General features: G+C 59.7%; 11 protein-coding genes. 8 read left to right on the top strand and 3 right to left on the bottom strand.

The window, feature by feature from the left end; translation table 11 throughout:
* Positions 1 to 63: 63 nt before the first annotated feature.
* Both ACTHV6_RS06215 and ACTHV6_RS06220 read left to right on the top strand, forming a co-directional pair.
* Positions 64 to 1,419 (top strand): ABC transporter permease subunit, encoded by a 1,356-nt coding sequence (locus tag ACTHV6_RS06215; protein WP_441386418.1) that lies wholly within the window; start codon positions 64 to 66, stop codon positions 1,417 to 1,419.
* Positions 1,420 to 1,464: 45 nt separating this feature from the next.
* The gene (locus tag ACTHV6_RS06220) at positions 1,465 to 2,355 is read left to right on the top strand and encodes a carbohydrate ABC transporter permease (RefSeq protein WP_441386419.1); all 891 of its coding nucleotides are present in this window, start codon (positions 1,465 to 1,467) and stop codon (positions 2,353 to 2,355) included.
* A gap of 282 nt (positions 2,356 to 2,637) precedes the next feature.
* Here ACTHV6_RS06220 and ACTHV6_RS06225 read toward each other — a convergent pair whose 3' ends face one another.
* Positions 2,638 to 4,530: a C69 family dipeptidase gene (locus ACTHV6_RS06225; RefSeq protein ID WP_441386420.1), complete on the bottom strand. Its 1,893-nt coding sequence runs from the start codon at positions 4,528 to 4,530 to the stop codon at positions 2,638 to 2,640.
* A 438-nt stretch (positions 4,531 to 4,968) separates the two neighbouring features.
* On the opposite strand from ACTHV6_RS06225, the gene ACTHV6_RS06230 reads away from it, so the two are divergent.
* From ACTHV6_RS06230 to ACTHV6_RS06250, 5 genes are all read left to right on the top strand, one after another.
* Positions 4,969 to 8,232, top strand: a complete 3,264-nt coding sequence (locus ACTHV6_RS06230; protein ID WP_441386458.1) for a DNA polymerase III subunit gamma and tau — start codon at positions 4,969 to 4,971, stop codon at positions 8,230 to 8,232.
* Between the two features lie 3 nt (positions 8,233 to 8,235).
* A complete protein-coding gene (gene recR, locus ACTHV6_RS06235; RefSeq protein ID WP_441386421.1) occupies positions 8,236 to 8,859 on the top strand; it encodes a recombination mediator RecR in 624 nt (207 codons plus the stop codon).
* A gap of 141 nt (positions 8,860 to 9,000) precedes the next feature.
* Positions 9,001 to 10,269 carry an aspartate kinase gene (locus tag ACTHV6_RS06240; protein ID WP_441386422.1) on the top strand — a complete coding sequence of 423 codons (1,269 nt, stop codon included), beginning with the start codon at positions 9,001 to 9,003 and terminating at the stop codon, positions 10,267 to 10,269.
* The gene (locus ACTHV6_RS06245) at positions 10,266 to 11,309 is read left to right on the top strand and encodes an aspartate-semialdehyde dehydrogenase (protein WP_441386423.1); all 1,044 of its coding nucleotides are present in this window, start codon (positions 10,266 to 10,268) and stop codon (positions 11,307 to 11,309) included. Before ACTHV6_RS06240 ends, ACTHV6_RS06245 begins: the two co-directional genes overlap by 4 nt.
* Before the next feature lie 76 nt (positions 11,310 to 11,385).
* The gene (locus tag ACTHV6_RS06250) at positions 11,386 to 11,532 is read left to right on the top strand and encodes a hypothetical protein (RefSeq protein WP_441386424.1); all 147 of its coding nucleotides are present in this window, start codon (positions 11,386 to 11,388) and stop codon (positions 11,530 to 11,532) included.
* Here ACTHV6_RS06250 and ACTHV6_RS06255 read toward each other — a convergent pair.
* Positions 11,506 to 12,783, bottom strand: a complete 1,278-nt coding sequence (locus tag ACTHV6_RS06255; protein ID WP_441386425.1) for a DUF4032 domain-containing protein — start codon at positions 12,781 to 12,783, stop codon at positions 11,506 to 11,508. The genes ACTHV6_RS06250 and ACTHV6_RS06255 overlap by 27 nt on opposite strands.
* Before the next feature lie 176 nt (positions 12,784 to 12,959).
* Entirely contained in the window at positions 12,960 to 14,087 is a 1,128-nt protein-coding gene (locus ACTHV6_RS06260) for an ABC transporter ATP-binding protein (protein ID WP_441386426.1), read from the bottom strand.
* A 297-nt stretch (positions 14,088 to 14,384) separates the two neighbouring features.
* On the opposite strand from ACTHV6_RS06260, the gene ACTHV6_RS06265 reads away from it, so the two are divergent.
* The gene (locus tag ACTHV6_RS06265; protein ID WP_441386427.1) at positions 14,385 to 16,391 is read left to right on the top strand and encodes a serine/threonine protein kinase; all 2,007 of its coding nucleotides are present in this window, start codon (positions 14,385 to 14,387) and stop codon (positions 16,389 to 16,391) included.
* The last annotated feature ends 210 nt before the right edge of the window (positions 16,392 to 16,601 follow it).

Consider the following 16,601-nt stretch of genomic DNA (forward strand, 5'->3'; position numbering starts at 1 on the left):
GCAACATGATTCGGTGGGTTCGGCGCTGTCTGGGCCCACCGAATCCGTTTGAAAGGACAATCCGTGACCGCCACCGCCACTGAGATTCCTCCCGCTCCCAAGCAGGCCGCGCCCGCTCCTCGGCACGTCCGGTGGAAGCACGGGCTGCTCATCGCCTCGTTCGTGGCGCCCGCACTCATTATGTTGGGTGCCTTCGTGGTGTATCCGATTATTTTCACGCTCGTGCGCTCGTTCTACGACGCATCGGGCGGCGATTTCATCGGTTTCGAGAACTACATCCACATGTTCACGAACGATTCCACCTACACGGCGATCCGCAATAACGTCATGTGGGTGATCGTGGCCCCGCTTACGTGTACGTTCCTTGGTCTGATTTTCGCGGTGATGATGGAGCGCGTGCGCTGGAAAACGGCCTTCCGCCTCATCATTTTCATGCCGATGGCCATCTCGATGTTGGCCGCCGGGGTCATTTTCCGCACGATGTTCCAGGAGGATCCGAACCTCGGGGTGGCGAACGCCGTCGTTTCCGGCGTTCACGGGGCGTTTAGTGACGAAGCGAGTTATCCCGGAGCCAGAGTTCGTGAGGGGTTCGATATTTCGGACGACGACGGCGCCCTCGCTTCTACCGATTCCCTCAGCGCCGGTAGCTCTGTGGACTTCCCATTGATCGGGGTCAAGCAGGGTGACCTTCCCGAGGATGCCGTTCAGGCGGCGCAGCATTCTGGGGCAAATGACTCGCAGATTTCTGGAACGGTGTTCCTTGATGTCATTCGCGGAGGCGGCGGGACGCAGGGGCAGATTGATGAAGGCAAGAGCGGTCTACCCGGTATTCGGGTAGACGCGGTGGATGCCAACGGCGATGTGGCGGGAAATGCCACCACGGGACCGGATGGAACCTATGTGATCGAGGGGTTGGATCCCGGCGGGGACTACCGGATCGCGTTGCCGCCCACGAATTTCGAGCAGGGCTTTCAAGGCGTATCGTGGCTAGGCCCATCGCTCATCAACGCGGTGATCATCTTGTCTTACGTGTGGATCTGGGCCGGCTTCGCCATGGTGATGATTGCCTCCGGCCTATCGGCCATTGATCGAACCCTACAAGAGGCTGCGCGAACGGACGGTGCCAACGAGTGGCAAGTGTTCCGAAAAATCACGGCGCCCCTCCTTTCGCCGGTCATCGTGGTAGTTCTTGTCACCCTTATCATCAATGTGCTCAAGATATTTGACCTTGTGTATGTAATAGCTCCCGGCCAATCCAAGCCCGCATCCAACGTGATAGCCGTGGAGATGTGGACGGCATCATTCGGTGGCGGAAACGATCATGGGTTGGGATCGGCGCTCGCGATCTTGCTGCTGATTCTCGTCTTACCATCCATGATCATCAACGTGCGCCGGTTCAGGGAGGAGTCCAGCCGATGAGTACGAATGAAGTGCAAGCAGTGTTGGATTCGCCCGATTCTCAGAATGAAGAGGACTCTGGGCGCACAGCGGCAGTGGTTCGGCCAGCGCGTCCCAAGAAGCCTGTGGCCCAGCGGATTCGGCAATGGCGTAGTCAACGTCCTGCTGATCGCGGTGGCGGTTTTCTGGCTGGTCCCGACAATAGGATTGTTCCTGACCTCGCTGCGCGCACCGGGAGATAATGCCTCGTCGGGGTGGTGGACGGTGTTCACTCAGCCAGCCCAGCTCACGATCGAGAACTATCAGAACCTCCTGTCCAATCCCACCATCACCGGATCGTTCTGGAACACTGTGGTGATCGCGGTTCCCACAACTATTCTCGTGGCCTTGTTCGGTGCGCTCGCGGCCTACGCGTTTGCGTGGATGAAGTTCCCTGGACGGGACTGGCTGTTGATCGCTGTCATCATCCTGCTTGCCGTTCCGCTTCAGGTGGCCTTCATTCCGTTGGCTCGCATGTTTGGGACCCTCGGTATTTCCGGCAGTGTTGTTGGCGTGATTCTCTTTCACGTGTCCTTCGGGTTGCCATTTGCCATTTTCCTCCTGCGCAACTTCTTTGTGCAGATACCGGGCGAGCTGCTCGAATCGGCGCGAATCGATGGGGCAGGGGAATGGCGAATCTTCTTTACGATTGTGCTGCCGCTGGGCTTGCCAGCCATTGCTTCCCTGTCCATTTTCCAGTTCCTGTGGACGTGGAATGACATGCTGGTGGCTCTGATTTTCACCAACTCCGGCTCGCAGCCATTGACGGTGGCTATCCAGACCCAACTGCGCCAGTTCGGATCGAACATTGACGTGCTCTCCTCAGGAGCATTCTTGTCCATGCTTGTCCCGCTGTTCGTGTTCTTCGCCTTCCAGCGTTACTTCGTTCAGGCGTTGCTGGCCGGCTCGCAAAAGTAATACGTCTCTGAGAGGCAAGAAAGTGGGGAGTGTGAGGGGGATTCAACTCCCCCTGAGCGATATGTCTCCGTGAGACAGGAGAGTGGGAGGGACGCGGCTGTGATGCCGGGTCCCTCCCACTGACTAGTAGTGGACGCGTCCTCGAGTGAACGTCCTGCTCTAGGTGTGAACACACCCTGTCTAGGTGCGAACAACCTGCCTAGGCGCGAACGCCCTGCCGCGCAATTGCCGCCTTGTGAGCGATTGGCACAGAACGTGCCTCGGGCAGAGTCCAACTCTTGGTTAGGATGCGCGCCTGCGCATGACGTAGGCGATGATTCCAGCCGCAGCTGCACCAATCGCGAGTCCGCCGATTCCAAAGAGCCACGGAGTGGAATCGATGCCCGAGTTTGCGGTGTTCGGGCGTCCAGTCAGCTGGACGGCGCTGTAGTCAGGGATGTTATCCGGGTCCCCGTAGGTGCCAGCGCGATCGAGCGTTGATCCGTCAGTCCAGCCGCCGCCAACATCGCAGTTCATGCGATCGCGGGAGGCCGCGTCAGACTGTAGGTCCATCGGGAGGGAACGGGCAGAGGCGCTGGTGCCATCCGTGATCTCAACGTCCGGTACATGAAGGCCACCGTCAGCGCGAGACTGCGTCAGGGTGTCATCCAAGAGATAGTTGCCTAAACGCAAACCGTCCAGCGCACGGGACTCGGTAGCAGCCGTCAGGATTGTGGTGCTCTCATCCCCGTCATCTAGAGCATTTTCAGCTTGCTGCAGCGTATTCTCCCACTGCGCGATACTCTCAGCGTCGTAACCTTCGAAGGCAGCGGTGACGCCCGGTAGGTAATCCTCAGGGCGTGAGCACGTCGCGTACATTAACTGCTTGTAGGTTTGGGTGGCGTACTCGGTGGCCTCTTGCTCGGCGTACTCAGGATCAATGTAGTTTTCCGACGCTCCAGCAGTCAGGTACCTGTGCTGGGAGAATTCCTCCGGCAGATCTTGGGTCCCGATAGCGATTGGAGTATAGGGCGCAGTAACCGCAGCGGTAGGAGCTACCCACAGTGTTGCCAGCGAATTATCGGCAAGATCATCCTTGAGCTGGGCAACGTGGCCGTAGCCCGAACGATCATCAGACCACCGTGGATCGCGAACAATTCTCATGACATCTTCAAGCTTGATGTCATCAAGCTGCTCGAATTCCTCTTCGAGGGAGACAGGGTTGCGGTAGGGAGCCGTGTCATCCGGGCTGGCAACAGTTCCAACCTCAAACTCGTCGGTGGGGAAGGGTTCCTGATAGACATCCTGAAGATTGAACGAATCGTCCGTTTCGGGGTCATACCAGCCCTGCTCCTCGGCGAAGGATACAAGGTTATCTGAGCCGACGAAATCAGGGTTGTCTCCGTTCACGGCATCAACGGGGAAGTCGTGAATGTAACCGGGGTAGTTGACGCGGATCTCATCTGGGCCAAGGCGCTCTGCGGCCCACAATCCCTCGCCACCAGCAAACTCGATGAACACCCAGCCTTCGTTCTCATCAGCAAAGAGGTGGGAGTTACCGCCGTAGGTGGTGTAGCCGTATTCGTCGATCAGTTCTCCGAGGATGTCAACAGCTTCGCGAGACGATCCCGCGCGCTCCATAGCGATGCGCGAAAGGTCGGAGTACTGGGGCCCCGTTTGGTCGGTGGGTGTCATGTCCACGAGTTCTTCGCGGGAGTTGGACCAGACGTCGCGTGCGGCGAGGTTTTGATCGTTGAGCCCGCCGTTGGTTAGCGGTGCCGGCATACCTGTGAATTCAGAGTAATTCGAGGTGATGTAACGATTAGTGTGTTCAGCCTGCGGGATTGTGGAGAGTTCGCCCGGCATATCTGCTTCGTCAGTAGCCCCAACGGTAATTTCTGAGCCCTCGGGATGGTCCTGCTCTGGAACTATCTCTACCCAATGGCTGGACGGTTCGTGCCCGAAGCCGCCCAACATGGTGTAGCCGTCTTCTGTGAGTTCCTTGCCAACATAGACGGCAAAGGACTTGTCAGGTTCATCGAATTGGTCATCTGATGCCTGTGCTTGCGGTGCAAGAGGTGGCTCTGGCTCAAGCGGCATCGCTTGAGCTGGTGCGGCGAATCCACTCAGGGTGGTTATCAGGGCTGCAGAAGCAGCTAGGACGGTGGACGTTTTGGCTAATTTGCTGAATCTCATCAGTATCCTATCGATCTGTTATCGATGTGCTGGTCGGTGGTGTAATCGTTCTGGTGGCAGTCTTCCTTCCTGTCGTTCTTGGTGCCCAAGTCCGTTGGCTCAGGCCGAAAGCCTTGTGTTCACGGGTTTCGAGACTTTGGCACTCGCCTTGTCTCCGCGGGTTCCGGGAACTCGGTTGCCCGTTGACACAAGGCTGTTGAGTCTAGGGGACCCAATTGGGCCTTTCCAATAAATCCATAACGTGGGATGTGGTGGTTTCTCTCCAGTGGATGAATACTAGGTGAAGGTTTCATGGGCGAGGACCAGCGTGACCTTTTATCTCCAACGCAATACTGCGTGACGATGTCGGAGGGCGAGCGGCAGTTGTGCGGGTTATCCCCAGACGGGGATATTGCCGAACGCGATGGTGGAGATGACACGTAGACTGTGCCTGTGAGTATGGCACTGTACCGGCGATACCGGCCCCAGAAGTTTCAAGATGTGATTGGCCAAGAGCAAGTCACCAAGCCGTTGATGGCTGCACTTCGTGCGGGAAAAACCGCGCATGCTTATCTGTTCTCAGGGCCGCGAGGATGTGGCAAAACAACCTCGGCCCGCATTCTGGCGCGCTGCTTGAACTGTGAGCAGGCTCCAACCGATACCCCCTGCGGTGAATGTGAATCGTGCCGTGAGCTTGCCGCCGAAGGTTCTGGCTCCCTAGACGTCGTGGAGATGGACGCTGCCAGCCACGGTGGTGTGGATGATGCCCGCGATCTCATCGAGCGTGCGTCGTTTGCTCCTGCACGTGATCGCTACAAGATCTTCATTATTGACGAGGCCCACATGGTCTCCAACCAAGGTTTTAACGCGCTCCTCAAGTTGGTGGAGGAACCCCCGCCGCACATCAAGTTCATCTTTGCTACTACTGAGCCTGAGAAGGTTATCGGCACCATCAGGTCCCGTACCCATCACTATCCGTTTAGGCTGGTGCCGCCGGATGAGCTCGAGAGCTACCTTGGCCAGATCTGCGGCGAAGAAGGCGTACAGGTTGGCGCCGGAGTTTTACCTTTGGTTGTCAGGGCAGGCGGGGGATCTGTTCGCGATTCGCTTTCCGTTTTGGATCAGCTCATCGGAGGATCGGAAAGTGACTCCCTCGCCTATGAGGCGGCCATTGGCCTTCTTGGCTTTACTGATGGTTCGCTGCTCGATGATGCGGTGGAGGCGCTCGCGGCGCGCGATGGCGCCACGCTTTTCGCAGTTATTGATCGCGTGGTCCAATCCGGGCATGATCCGCGCCGATTCGTGGAGGATCTGCTCCAGCGGCTGCGGGACATCGTGGTGATTGCTCTGGCGGGAGAGTCAGCCCACGACGTGCTGGTCTCGGTTCCCGATGATCAGTATGAGCGAATGGTCCAACAGGCGGGGCATCTGGGTGCGGCCCGGTCAAGCTACAGCGCAGATCTGGTGAACGATGCGCTCTCGCAAATGGTTGGCGCCACGTCCCCCCGTTTGCAGCTGGAACTCCTGTGTGCGCGTTTGCTGCTACCGCCGCAGCGTGCTGATGGTCAGGCTCCAGCGCAGGCAGCATCTAGCGGTCACGGCGATTCAGTCCAGCCTAGCCCGGCACGGAACAAGCCCGCTGAGCGCCCGGTGCGCCCGGCATCGGCAACCCGTGAACAGAAGGCTCCGGCTGGCCCCGGTAATCCGAGTGTTCCCGGGCGTCAGATTCGCCCGGAGTGGGCGGCGCCTGAAGCGGCACCGGCAACGGAACAAGCTGCGAGGTCTGATCGGGCCGGATCCGCCAGTCCTGCGAGAGCTCGAGCAGAGCAATCAGAAGCTACGCCTGCCGAGCAACCGGGAAAGGTTCAAGCGGCAACTCCTGAGACCGTCCCAGACACTCGGCCCAAGAGCCCGCAAACATCTCGGCCCGATCAGTCGGTTGAAACTCAACCCGCACAATCTGAAGCGGCAAGTAGGTCTCAGACCAATCAACCGGTCGATGATCAGAGCGCGCAACCTGAAGGGCTCGAAACGCCTCGGCCTGAGCAGCCAGCTGAAGCTCCAGCAATCCCTCAGGACTCGGGGGATGTGAGCATTATCCGCCAGCGATGGAAGGAAATCGTTGCGGAAGTTCAGGCTCATTCAAAGTCCACCGCTGCTCTCATCCAGACGAATGCTCAGGTTGGGAGCCTCGAAGGCGGCGTCCTGACACTCCTGTTCCAAACACAAGGCCTTGCCACGACCTTTAATAGCCGCGGGCACGCCCCGCGCGTCCAGTCCGCTCTGCACGATGTTCTGGGGATCGATGCCACAGTTGAGGCCGCGTCGGGAGGCGATGGTGCCGGCCCAAAAGCGCGGGCCGTCGCGGCGGCCGGCCCCAGTAATTCACCCACTGTCCTAGCAACGGGCGCCCTGACTGACACCGCCACGAATCTCGGGAAGAACTCACCCAATGTCCCGGCCATAAGCTCTGACGAACCAGCGCGCGATCAAGAGCATCAAATTCAACAGCTGAGGCCCGAACCCGCAGAAGTGGCGGAGCAGCCGACGCCCGTCGCGAAGGAACCTGCGCAGCCGACGCCTGTCACGAAGGAAGCTGCGCAGCCGACGCCTGTCGCGAAGGAAGCTGAGCATCGCCAGGCTGGCCCAGCCGATCCAGCTGGTGTTCTGGCGCTGCTCTTGGATTCGCCGGAAAACAACGGTAGTGCCGAGCCGCAAGAGGTTCAGTCAACGCCCGTATCCGCTGCCGAGTCTCAACGCGGGCCCAGCCTTGATACGAATACCGGATATGACGCCGCACCCGCTGAGACGGATGGGCCAGCAGGGCCTGAACGAGAGACCATGTCCGTTGCGGTGACTGACCCGGCGCCGGAGGACGGCGGCACTCCCTATTTTCCGCCAGAGCCCGAACCGGAGCCGTGGCTAGATGAGCCGGAAGCATCTAGCTCGGCGGCCATGGCGGACCATGAAGCGATGCAAGTCTCGGAGCCGGCACGTCCTCTTGGGCAGTCACCTACCTCGAGATCTGAGGAACCGGCGGATCGTACGGGACAAGCTAGTCCGCACGTTAGCGCTTCGGAGGGCAACGGTTCGTTAGGCAGTACGTCGGACGTCAATGGGGCGCGGGGCCATTCTCCGGACACGAGCGATGTCCCGTTCTATGCCCAGCAAATGCCCACCCCGCGCCGTCCGGAGGATATCGATCCCGGCGGAAGCCTGCCAGCCGGGAGTCGCGCATCGAGCGCGACCAGCACTGCCCAGACACCTAGTGCACCCAGCACTGCCCAGACACCCAGGGGATCTAGCTACAGCCAAGCGCCGAGCGGGCCCAGCTCTGCCCAGGCTCCTGGTGCACCCAGTTCTACCCAAGCGCCCAGCGCACCCTCTCCATCCTTCGCGCTGCCGTCCAAGCCACGTCCGCAGTCCGCTGGTGGCCCGAGTTCGAACCGCTCTGTCTCTGACCGGATCCGCGAGATGCACGGTGGCAGCAGCTCCAGCCCAGCCGATCCGGGACCGTTCGCGAGCCAAGGCGGGCGTGGGCTGGGATACGGAGCAACTGATCGCGGCTATGCTGGTTCCGCTGATTCCCACGAAGACGCCGATGATGATGGCGTTTCGCCCGATGATCCCACAATTGCGCAGTCCAACCTTGTGGGAATTGAGGTTGTACTCAACACGTTCAAGGGAACAGTGATTGACGAAAAGACTGGAAATGGAGAGTAGATAATGGCGGGAGTTTACGATGGAGCTGTCCAAGAGCTCATCGATGAACTGGGGCGGCTCCCAGGAATTGGCCCCAAGAGCGCGCAGCGCATCGCCTTTCATCTGCTTGAACAGGATTCGGCTGAGGTAGATGCCCTCGTGGGCGCGATCCAGCATGTGAAGCAGCGCGTCCACTTCTGCAACATCTGCGGGAACGTCACAGAAGGAGAAACCTGCTCCATCTGCAATGACGTCCGCCGCCTCGATGCAGTGATCTGCGTTGTTGAGGAAGCCAAGGACATCGTGGCAATCGAGCGAACCCGAGAGTATCGCGGCCGCTATCACGTGCTGGGCGGGTCGATTAACCCGATTCAGGGAGTCGGTCCAGAGGACCTGCGTATCCGGGAACTCCTCACTCGCTTGCAGGATGGCAAGGTCACGGAAGTCATTCTGGCAACAGACCCCAACATCGAAGGCGAGGCAACAGCGGCCTACCTCATCAGGCTCCTAGTGCCAATCGGAGTTTCTGTGTCTCGATTGGCCTCCGGCCTGCCGGTAGGCGGAGATCTTGAGTACGCGGATGAGATCACACTCTCGCGCGCCTTCGAAGGCCGTCAGCGCGTCCATACTGCAGCCGGAGCTGAATAGCCAAAAACGGCGACGTTCCGGGGATTTCAGTGTGGCTCGCGCCTCAATTGTGGCCGCTGTCTCATGTCCACGTGCCGATACGTCCCGAATAGTGGGAATGTGCGGCGGTTACGATGATTACGTCGATCAAAGGAGCACCCTATGGCACTCATTGTGCAGAAGTTTGGCGGATCATCTGTAGCTGACGCTGCGAGCATTAAGCGCGTGGCTAAGCGGATTGCCGAGACTAAGCGAATGGGTAACGACGTCGTCGTCGTCGTTTCTGCTATGGGTGACACTACGGACGATCTCATCGATCTTGCCGAACAAGTAACGAACAAACCGCCGTCCCGTGAAATGGATATTCTCCTCACGGCTGGGGAACGAATCTCCATGGCTCTTCTGGCCATGGCTGTGACCGACGAGGGTATCGAAGCACACGCATACACCGGCCAGCAGGCTGGACTGCTCACCGACGATCGGTACGGGCAGGCCTCGATTCTCGGAATTGTTCCCGAGCGGATTCTTCGCACCGTCAAGGACGGCGCTGTTGCGATTGTCGCAGGGTTCCAAGGAGTGAACTCGCAAAATGATGTGACAACGCTTGGACGCGGCGGTTCCGATACGACGGCCGTAGCATTCGCCGCAGCGCTGCACGCAGAGGTATGCGAAATCTATACGGATGTGGACGGCGTGTTCTCCGCCGATCCGCGCATTGTCCCTGCAGCTGGACAAGTTGCCCTCATGACGTATGAGGAAACCCTTGAATTGGCTGCTCATGGCGCTAAAGTATTGCACTTAAGGGCCGTCGAATTTGCGCGCAAGTTCAACGTCCCCCTTCACGTACGTTCTTCATTCTCCAACAAGGAAGGCACTTGGATCGTGAGCGATAACCTCAGCCAGCAAAAAGCAATGGAAGCGCCAGTGATCTCCGGCGTTGCTCACGATCGATCTCAGAGCAAGATTTCGGTTGTTGGCGTTCCGGATGTACCTGGGGCTGCCTCGAAGATCTTCGCCACCGTGGCGAGCGCCGATGGCAACATCGATATGATCGTGCAGAACACGGCCTTGTCCACGCCCGGACAATCCAACATTTCCTTCACCGTGCCGCGCACTCAGCTGACAGGTGTTGTTGACGCCCTGAAGGCTGAGCGCTCCGAACTTGGGATCAAAGAAATCCAAGTGACCGACGAAATCGGGATCGTTTCGATCGTGGGTGCTGGCATGCGCTCCCATTCAGGGGTCTCTGCCAAGCTGTTCACGGCCCTGTCTGACATTGGGGTCAACATTGACATGATTTCGACATCGGAGATCCGCATCTCCCTTGTTGTTGCGCCGGACGCACTCGAAGAATCCGTCCGCACTGTACACACCGCCTTTGGACTCGATTCCGAATCCGAAGCAATCGTCTATGGAGGTACCGGACGATGAGTATTACTCTCGCTGTTGTTGGCGCCACCGGCCAAGTTGGCCGCGTTATGCGCACCCTTTTGGATGAACGAAACGTTGCCGTTGATAAGGTGCGATTCTTCTCCTCCGCCCGGTCCGCAGGCACGGTCCTGCCGTTCCGTGGCGAGGACATCACCGTGGAAGATGTGGCTACGGCTGACTTTTCGGGCATTGATGTTGCCGTTTTCTCCGCTGGAGCTACCGCTTCGCGCGAGTTCGCCCCAAAGTTTGCGGCGGCTGGCGCTGTAGTTGTTGATAATTCCTCCGCGTGGCGGAAGGATACTGACGTTCCGCTCGTGGTGTCTGAGGTGAACCCGCAGGACATCCCGAACCGTCCCAAGGGCATCATCGCCAACCCGAACTGCACCACAATGGCCGCCATGCCGGTGCTTGGGCCGTTGCACCGCAAGTACGGACTTTCGCGCCTGATCGTTTCCTCTTATCAGGCGGTTTCTGGATCTGGCCTTGCCGGCGTCAAGGAGCTGGATGGCCAGATTCGCGCGGGCGTGGAGCAGGACCTGACCGCGTTGACTACCGACGGGCAGGCCGTGGAATTGCCTGATCCGGGCGTGTACGTGGCACCGATTGCCTTTGACGTTGTGGCGCTTGCCGGCAAGATCGTGGACGACGGCTCAGATGAAACCGACGAGGAACAGAAGCTCCGCAACGAATCCCGCCGGATCCTCGGTGTGCCGGACCTCAAGGTGTCTGGCACCTGCGTGCGCGTTCCCGTTTTCACCAGCCACGGGCTGGCCATCAACGCCGAATTCGAGACCCCTGTGACCCCCGAAGAGGCGACGGCCCTACTTCGCGAGGCGCCGGGTGTTGAACTCGTTGATGTTCCCACCCCTCTTGCCGCCGCTGGCAAAGATCCGTCCTTCGTTGGGCGTATCCGGCAAGATCAGTCAGTGGACGACGGACGCGGGCTCGCAATGTTCGTTGTGGGGGACAATCTCCGCAAGGGTGCAGCCCTCAACGCGATTCAGGTTGCCGAGCTTGTGATCCAGGAGCTTGAAGGCTGACGGTCTAGCTGGATTCGATTCGCTGGATTTGTTGGTTTGACCCCTTAATGCGCCTCATGACATGTTGCAACATGTCATGAGGCGCATTAACCTGTCTACTGCCGAAATGGTGGTGGCTGGGGAGGCTGAAACGGGAGCCGGAGAGGCCGAAACGCCGCTGGTTGCTCAAGGGGTAACCGTGGCGGAGATTGGTTGGCTAGGCGAAGTACCCAGCCATCCCTGACATATCGGCGGTGTCGGGCCCAAGCACCTCTTCGGCGTTCTTGCCAATAAAAGAGTGCTCGTTGGGCTTGTGGCGCAGGACGTGTTCGATGAAGGAGGCAATCACCTTGTCGCCGGGCACATCGTAGCCGGCGTTTTCTGACATGTACCAGCGGTGCTCCAGGAGCTGGTGGAAGATTTCGGCGGGTTCCAATTTGCCGTGCAACTCCCGCGGGATGGCGTTGATGGTGGGCTCATACACTTTGGTCATCCACTCGTGGGCGGCGATCGCCTGCGAGGTGCCGGGCTTGAAGTTCGTGACACGGTACTGCTCGATATCATTCATCATGCGCCGGGCCTGATTCTCCTCCACATCCATGCCGGTGAGCCGCATGATCTTGCGTGAGAAGTGCCCGGCATCCACAACCTTGGGTTGGATCGATACCTGCGTGCCGCCTTGATCGGAGGACATGGACAGTTCGCCCACCTCGAAGCCCAGATCGTTGAGCCGGCGAATCCTTTCGGCGATCTTCCAGCGCTCGTTAGTGGAGTAGGTAGTGGTTTGGGTGAGGTCAGCCCACAGATCGGTGTAGCGCTTAACAAAGAAATCGCCTACCTCGATGGCATCAACATCCATCTGGAGGATCTCGCCTGCCTGAAGATCCATGAGTTCGCCGATGATGTTGGTCCGGGCAACATCCACGTCATAATCGCGCTTGCCGCGCGTGAGGCTTGGGTAAAGCTCCCCAGTCTCAGCGTCCACGAGGTAGGCCGCGAATTCTCCGGCGTCCCGCCTGAAGAGCGTATTGGAGAGCGAAACGTCGCCCCAGAAAAAGCCAAGGAGATGCAGGCGAACCATCAGCACGGATAGGGCATCAATCAGGCGCCGCACTGAATCCTTGCGCTGGTGTTGGCCGAAGATCGCGCGGTAGGGCAGGGAGTAAGCAAGGTGTTCCGTCACCAATGCATCGTTGAGCCGCTCACCATCTGGTGCGCTCCGGCCAGTCACAACGGCCACGGGTTCCACAGCCGGGGCATCATGGCGTCCGAGATCGCGCAGCATCTCGTATTCCTTGTAGGCCACGGTCTCGCCGATTTCCTTCACGGCAATAATTCGTTCGCCGAGATACACGAACCGGACGGTATGGCGAGAAATGCCGCGTGGGAGAGCCGCGATGAGCTCCTCCGGCCAATCCGTCAGAGGAGTGTTCCACGGCAGATCGAACAATTCGGGATCTACCTGTGCCGCCATGATCTGGAGCGAGGGGTTCATGCCGAGCCTTTCAGAAGGAATTGAGGCAACGATTATTCTAGCCGCCTGCTACTGCGGCGTGCGACCACCCAATACTGCGGCGTGCGACCACCCGCAGATACAAAAAGGTGGCGGGAAGATCGCTCCTCCCGCCACCAGTTCCCGATGTCAATGAGCTACATGCTACTGGCGCACCTTTAGCTGTTCAGGCGCTCACCGGTGGAGGCCGAGAAGTAATGCACGGTGTCATTCTCGGGTGTCAGGTTCACAACGTCGCCTGCGGAGGGAACAACATGCGGCTCGATGCGCACGGTGCAGTCGGATACGCCATCGCCGGAGCCGAAGTTTTCGGTTTCCTGCTCGGCGCCGGAAACGCGGCCATACACATAGGCGTCTGATCCGAGGTGCTCAACGAAGTCCACCTTGAGGGGGATGTTGGAGGCGGCTGGCTCGGATGTCCACGCCAACGCTTCGGGGCGGAAGCCCACCATGATCTGGCCATCATCGGCTGCCTGAACCTGCTTGGCAACGTCCTCCGGCAGAACCAGCTTGGCATCGCCGAATGTGGCAACGTTGCCGGAAACCTTCCACTTGCCCAGATTCATGGCGGGGGAGCCGATGAAGCCGGCAACGAAGGAGTTGGCTGGGGTCTTGTACATTTCGTCTGGGGTGCCCACCTGCTGGAGCAGGCCGTCCTTGAGAACGGCGATGCGATCGCCCATGGTCAGAGCCTCGGTCTGATCGTGGGTCACGTATACGGTGGTGATGCCTAGGCGGCGCTGCAGCGAAGCGATCTGGGTACGGGTTTGAACACGGAGCTTGGCGTCCAAGTTGGAGAGCGGCTCGTCCATGAGGAACACCTGCGGCTCACGAACGATCGCGCGGCCCATGGCAACGCGCTGGCGCTGGCCACCGGAAAGAGCCTTGGGCTTGCGGTCAAGGTAGGGCTCAAGATCAAGAATCTTGGCGGCTTCCTCAACGCGCTTGCGGATTTGATCCTTGGGTTCGCCGGCAATCTTGAGCGCAAAGCCCATGTTGTCCGCAACGGTCATGTGGGGGTACAGGGCGTAGTTCTGGAACACCATCGCGATGTCGCGATCCTTAGGTGAAACATCGGTGACGTCCCGATCGCCAATAAAGATTCGTCCAGCGTTTACTTCTTCTAGGCCGGCCAGCATGCGGAGCGATGTGGATTTTCCACAACCCGATGGGCCAACAAGAACAAGAAATTCGCCGTCATTAATTTCCAAGGAGAAATCATTAACGGCGGGGGTATCTGATCCCGGGTAAACACGGGTTGCGCTATCGAAAGTTACGGTTGCCATGATTCATGGTCCCTTCACCGGCAGGTACGTGCCGGACGATCCGAGTGAAAGGTGCCGAGTACGGTGTGTGTCCGCTCTGACACGGTCCGCCATATGTAACGAACCGATCTCATTTTTACACGTCCTGAAAGAAAGTGCCACATGAGTGGCGAGGATCACATAATTAACCACGTGATACCGGTGCCGAGGACGTGGCGGTGGGCCCCGCCGTCGGCGTCAAACAAAAAACTTCCCGCCACCCGCGATAACCGTGCCACACCCCGCAATCCGATCGCCGGCGGACGGTACGGTTAAGGGGTGAGTGAACGACGTGCAGAGATAGGCGGCTACGATATCGTCCGCAAGATCGGCTCTGGCGGCATGTCCACGGTGTACGAGGCGGCCGACGGGCAGGGCCATCGCGTTGCCATGAAGGTCCTTCATCCACATGTGGCAGACACGCTCGATGGCCGCGAGCGGATGCGCCGCGAGGTCCGGATGTTGCGCAAGGTCAAGGGGCCGTACGTGGCTGAGGTGCTGGACGTGGAGACGGATGATGACGATGCCTTCATCGTCACCCAGCTGATCGATGGCCCCACCCTCGAAGATGACGTGGTGACCGGCGGGATCTACACCGAAGAGGACCTCGCTTCCCTCGCCCGTAACCTGCAAAAGGCCGTGGCCTCGATCCATGCCGTGGGTGTTTTGCACCGGGATCTAAAGCCGTCCAATGTCATGATGAAGCGCGGGCGCCCTGTTCTCATCGATTTCGGGATCGCTCAGCTCGGCGACGATCCGCGGATCACCCAGCATGGCCAGATCGCCGGTTCGCCCGGCTACACGGATCCGCAGGTCCTGCGAGGGGCCGAACCATCCAAGCAGGCCGATTGGTGGGCGCTCGCCGCGGTGCTCGCCTACGCCGCCACGGGATACGCACCGTTCGGCTCCGATGCCAGCTTGGTGATCACCAACCGGGTGTTGCGCGGGGAGATGAAGCTACCGGGCCTCACGCCCGCGATTCGGCGCGCTTTCGAACGCGCGCTTGCGCCCGATCCCGCTACCCGGATTTCGTTCGAGGAATTGGTTCGGGCGATTGAAGGTTCGGAGATTTTTGACGACGACGGCGAATCCTCTCCATCCGCTACCGCACCGCTCAGTGCACTCGGTGGCGCAGCGGCCGCTGGGGCGGCGGGCGTGGCTGGAGCGGCTTTGGGGAAACATGCTCAAGGCCCCGGCGTTCCGGCAGATGGTGCAACCGAGGTGATCGGTCACGCGGCCGATGGTGTGGAGGCGGCTGGCCCCGGCCAGGACCAGACGGCAACTCCGGACGAGGCCGGTGATAGGGCGGGTGAAACCGAAGTGTTCGGGGCGGCTGGACAATCGCCAAGCTCTTCGTCGCACGGGGATTCTCATACCCACGTGTTCCCGAGCGTTCAGGATGCCGAGAGTGGTGAACCCGGCGCACAGTATCCGGATTCGCAGGAGTCGGTGGGGGAATCGGCGCGGACGGAAATCTTCGGGGGCAGCTATGGCCAGCCGCCGGAGGATTCAGCGCCAACGCAGGCGTTCGGTGGTGCGTATAACCAACCTCAACAGCCCGCGCCTGCACAACCGTTTGCGGGGGCTTACAATCAACCTGCCTACGGCGGCCAGCCTGCGGGGCAGAACCCGTACGCGCCCCAGGCGCCGAACGGAGTCCAGCCATACGGTGGCCAAGCGTACGGCGGGCAGTATCCGCCTGAAGTGCCTGCGTGGCTGCGCCCGCCAGAGCCCGCCAAGCTGATTGTTGCGTTGATTGGCGCCACGCTTGCCTTGCTCGCGGCGGCTCTTCCGTTCGTGGCTATGGCCATTTTTGTTGTGTTCAGTATCACGGCGGCAGTGGTGGGAGCGGGATTCCACAGTCTCAACAAGAAGCGGGTTGCCAAGGGCGGCAGGTTTTCAGGAGAAAGCGGCTGGGTAGTGCGCAGAGTGCCGTGGCTCGTGGTGAGGGGGTTCTTCTCCCAGATGCTCGGCTTCCTGATCGGCGGGGGGCTCGGTGGTCTCACTGTGTGGCTCCTAGCCATGGTGGTCTCATACGATCAACGGTTGGGGACGGTGGCCGGTGCCGCCGTTGCGATGCTGGTCTCGTGGTTCATGGGAACCAACTCGTTGGGCAGAGAAGGGGCTCGCAGAATCGTCAAGGCGGTTGCCCCGTCAACCGGCTACCGAGTGCTATGGACCGTGGTGTGGGTGGCGGTCGTGTTCGTGGCCTTCGTGGTGGCGCGTGGAAGCGGAGCTCCCGATTGGTACCCGATCACAACCCCGTTCTTCTACCAGTCCCTGTGATCAGGCAGCGCCCGCTTTGATCCGATAGCCTTCTTCTTATCCGGCAGCCCTCATAGGGGATTGCTGGCGCTAGCCGCTTTGGCAGCAGTAGAGGTGCGAGAAAGCTCCATGGCCTGCGGGCTTACTTGCGCTTGATGCGCCTAGTTCGGTGCCGGATTCGGTGGAAAGCTTCGCGACGTGCGGGCTTACCTGCGCTTGGGCCCATCGGCG

This window comes from Ancrocorticia sp., assembly GCF_052089425.1.
Lineage (GTDB): Bacteria > Actinomycetota > Actinomycetes > Actinomycetales > Actinomycetaceae > Ancrocorticia.

Bases quoted from the DNA above. Each gene is read 5' to 3' on its own strand.
- ACTHV6_RS06250 (WP_441386424.1), top strand. From the start codon at position 11,386: ATGAGGCGCATTAACCTGTCTACTGCCGAAATGGTGGTGGCTGGGGAG.
- ACTHV6_RS06255 (WP_441386425.1), bottom strand. From the start codon at position 12,783: ATGAACCCCTCGCTCCAGATCATGGCGGCACAGGTAGATCCCGAATTG.
- ACTHV6_RS06260 (WP_441386426.1), bottom strand. From the start codon at position 14,087: ATGGCAACCGTAACTTTCGATAGCGCAACCCGTGTTTACCCGGGATCA.
- ACTHV6_RS06245 (WP_441386423.1), top strand. From the start codon at position 10,266: ATGAGTATTACTCTCGCTGTTGTTGGCGCCACCGGCCAAGTTGGCCGC.
- ACTHV6_RS06240 (WP_441386422.1), top strand. From the start codon at position 9,001: ATGGCACTCATTGTGCAGAAGTTTGGCGGATCATCTGTAGCTGACGCT.
- ACTHV6_RS06230 (WP_441386458.1), top strand. From the start codon at position 4,969: ATGGCACTGTACCGGCGATACCGGCCCCAGAAGTTTCAAGATGTGATT.
- ACTHV6_RS06225 (WP_441386420.1), bottom strand. From the start codon at position 4,530: ATGAGATTCAGCAAATTAGCCAAAACGTCCACCGTCCTAGCTGCTTCT.
- ACTHV6_RS06220 (WP_441386419.1), top strand. From the start codon at position 1,465: ATGAAGAGGACTCTGGGCGCACAGCGGCAGTGGTTCGGCCAGCGCGTC.
- recR (WP_441386421.1), top strand. From the start codon at position 8,236: ATGGCGGGAGTTTACGATGGAGCTGTCCAAGAGCTCATCGATGAACTG.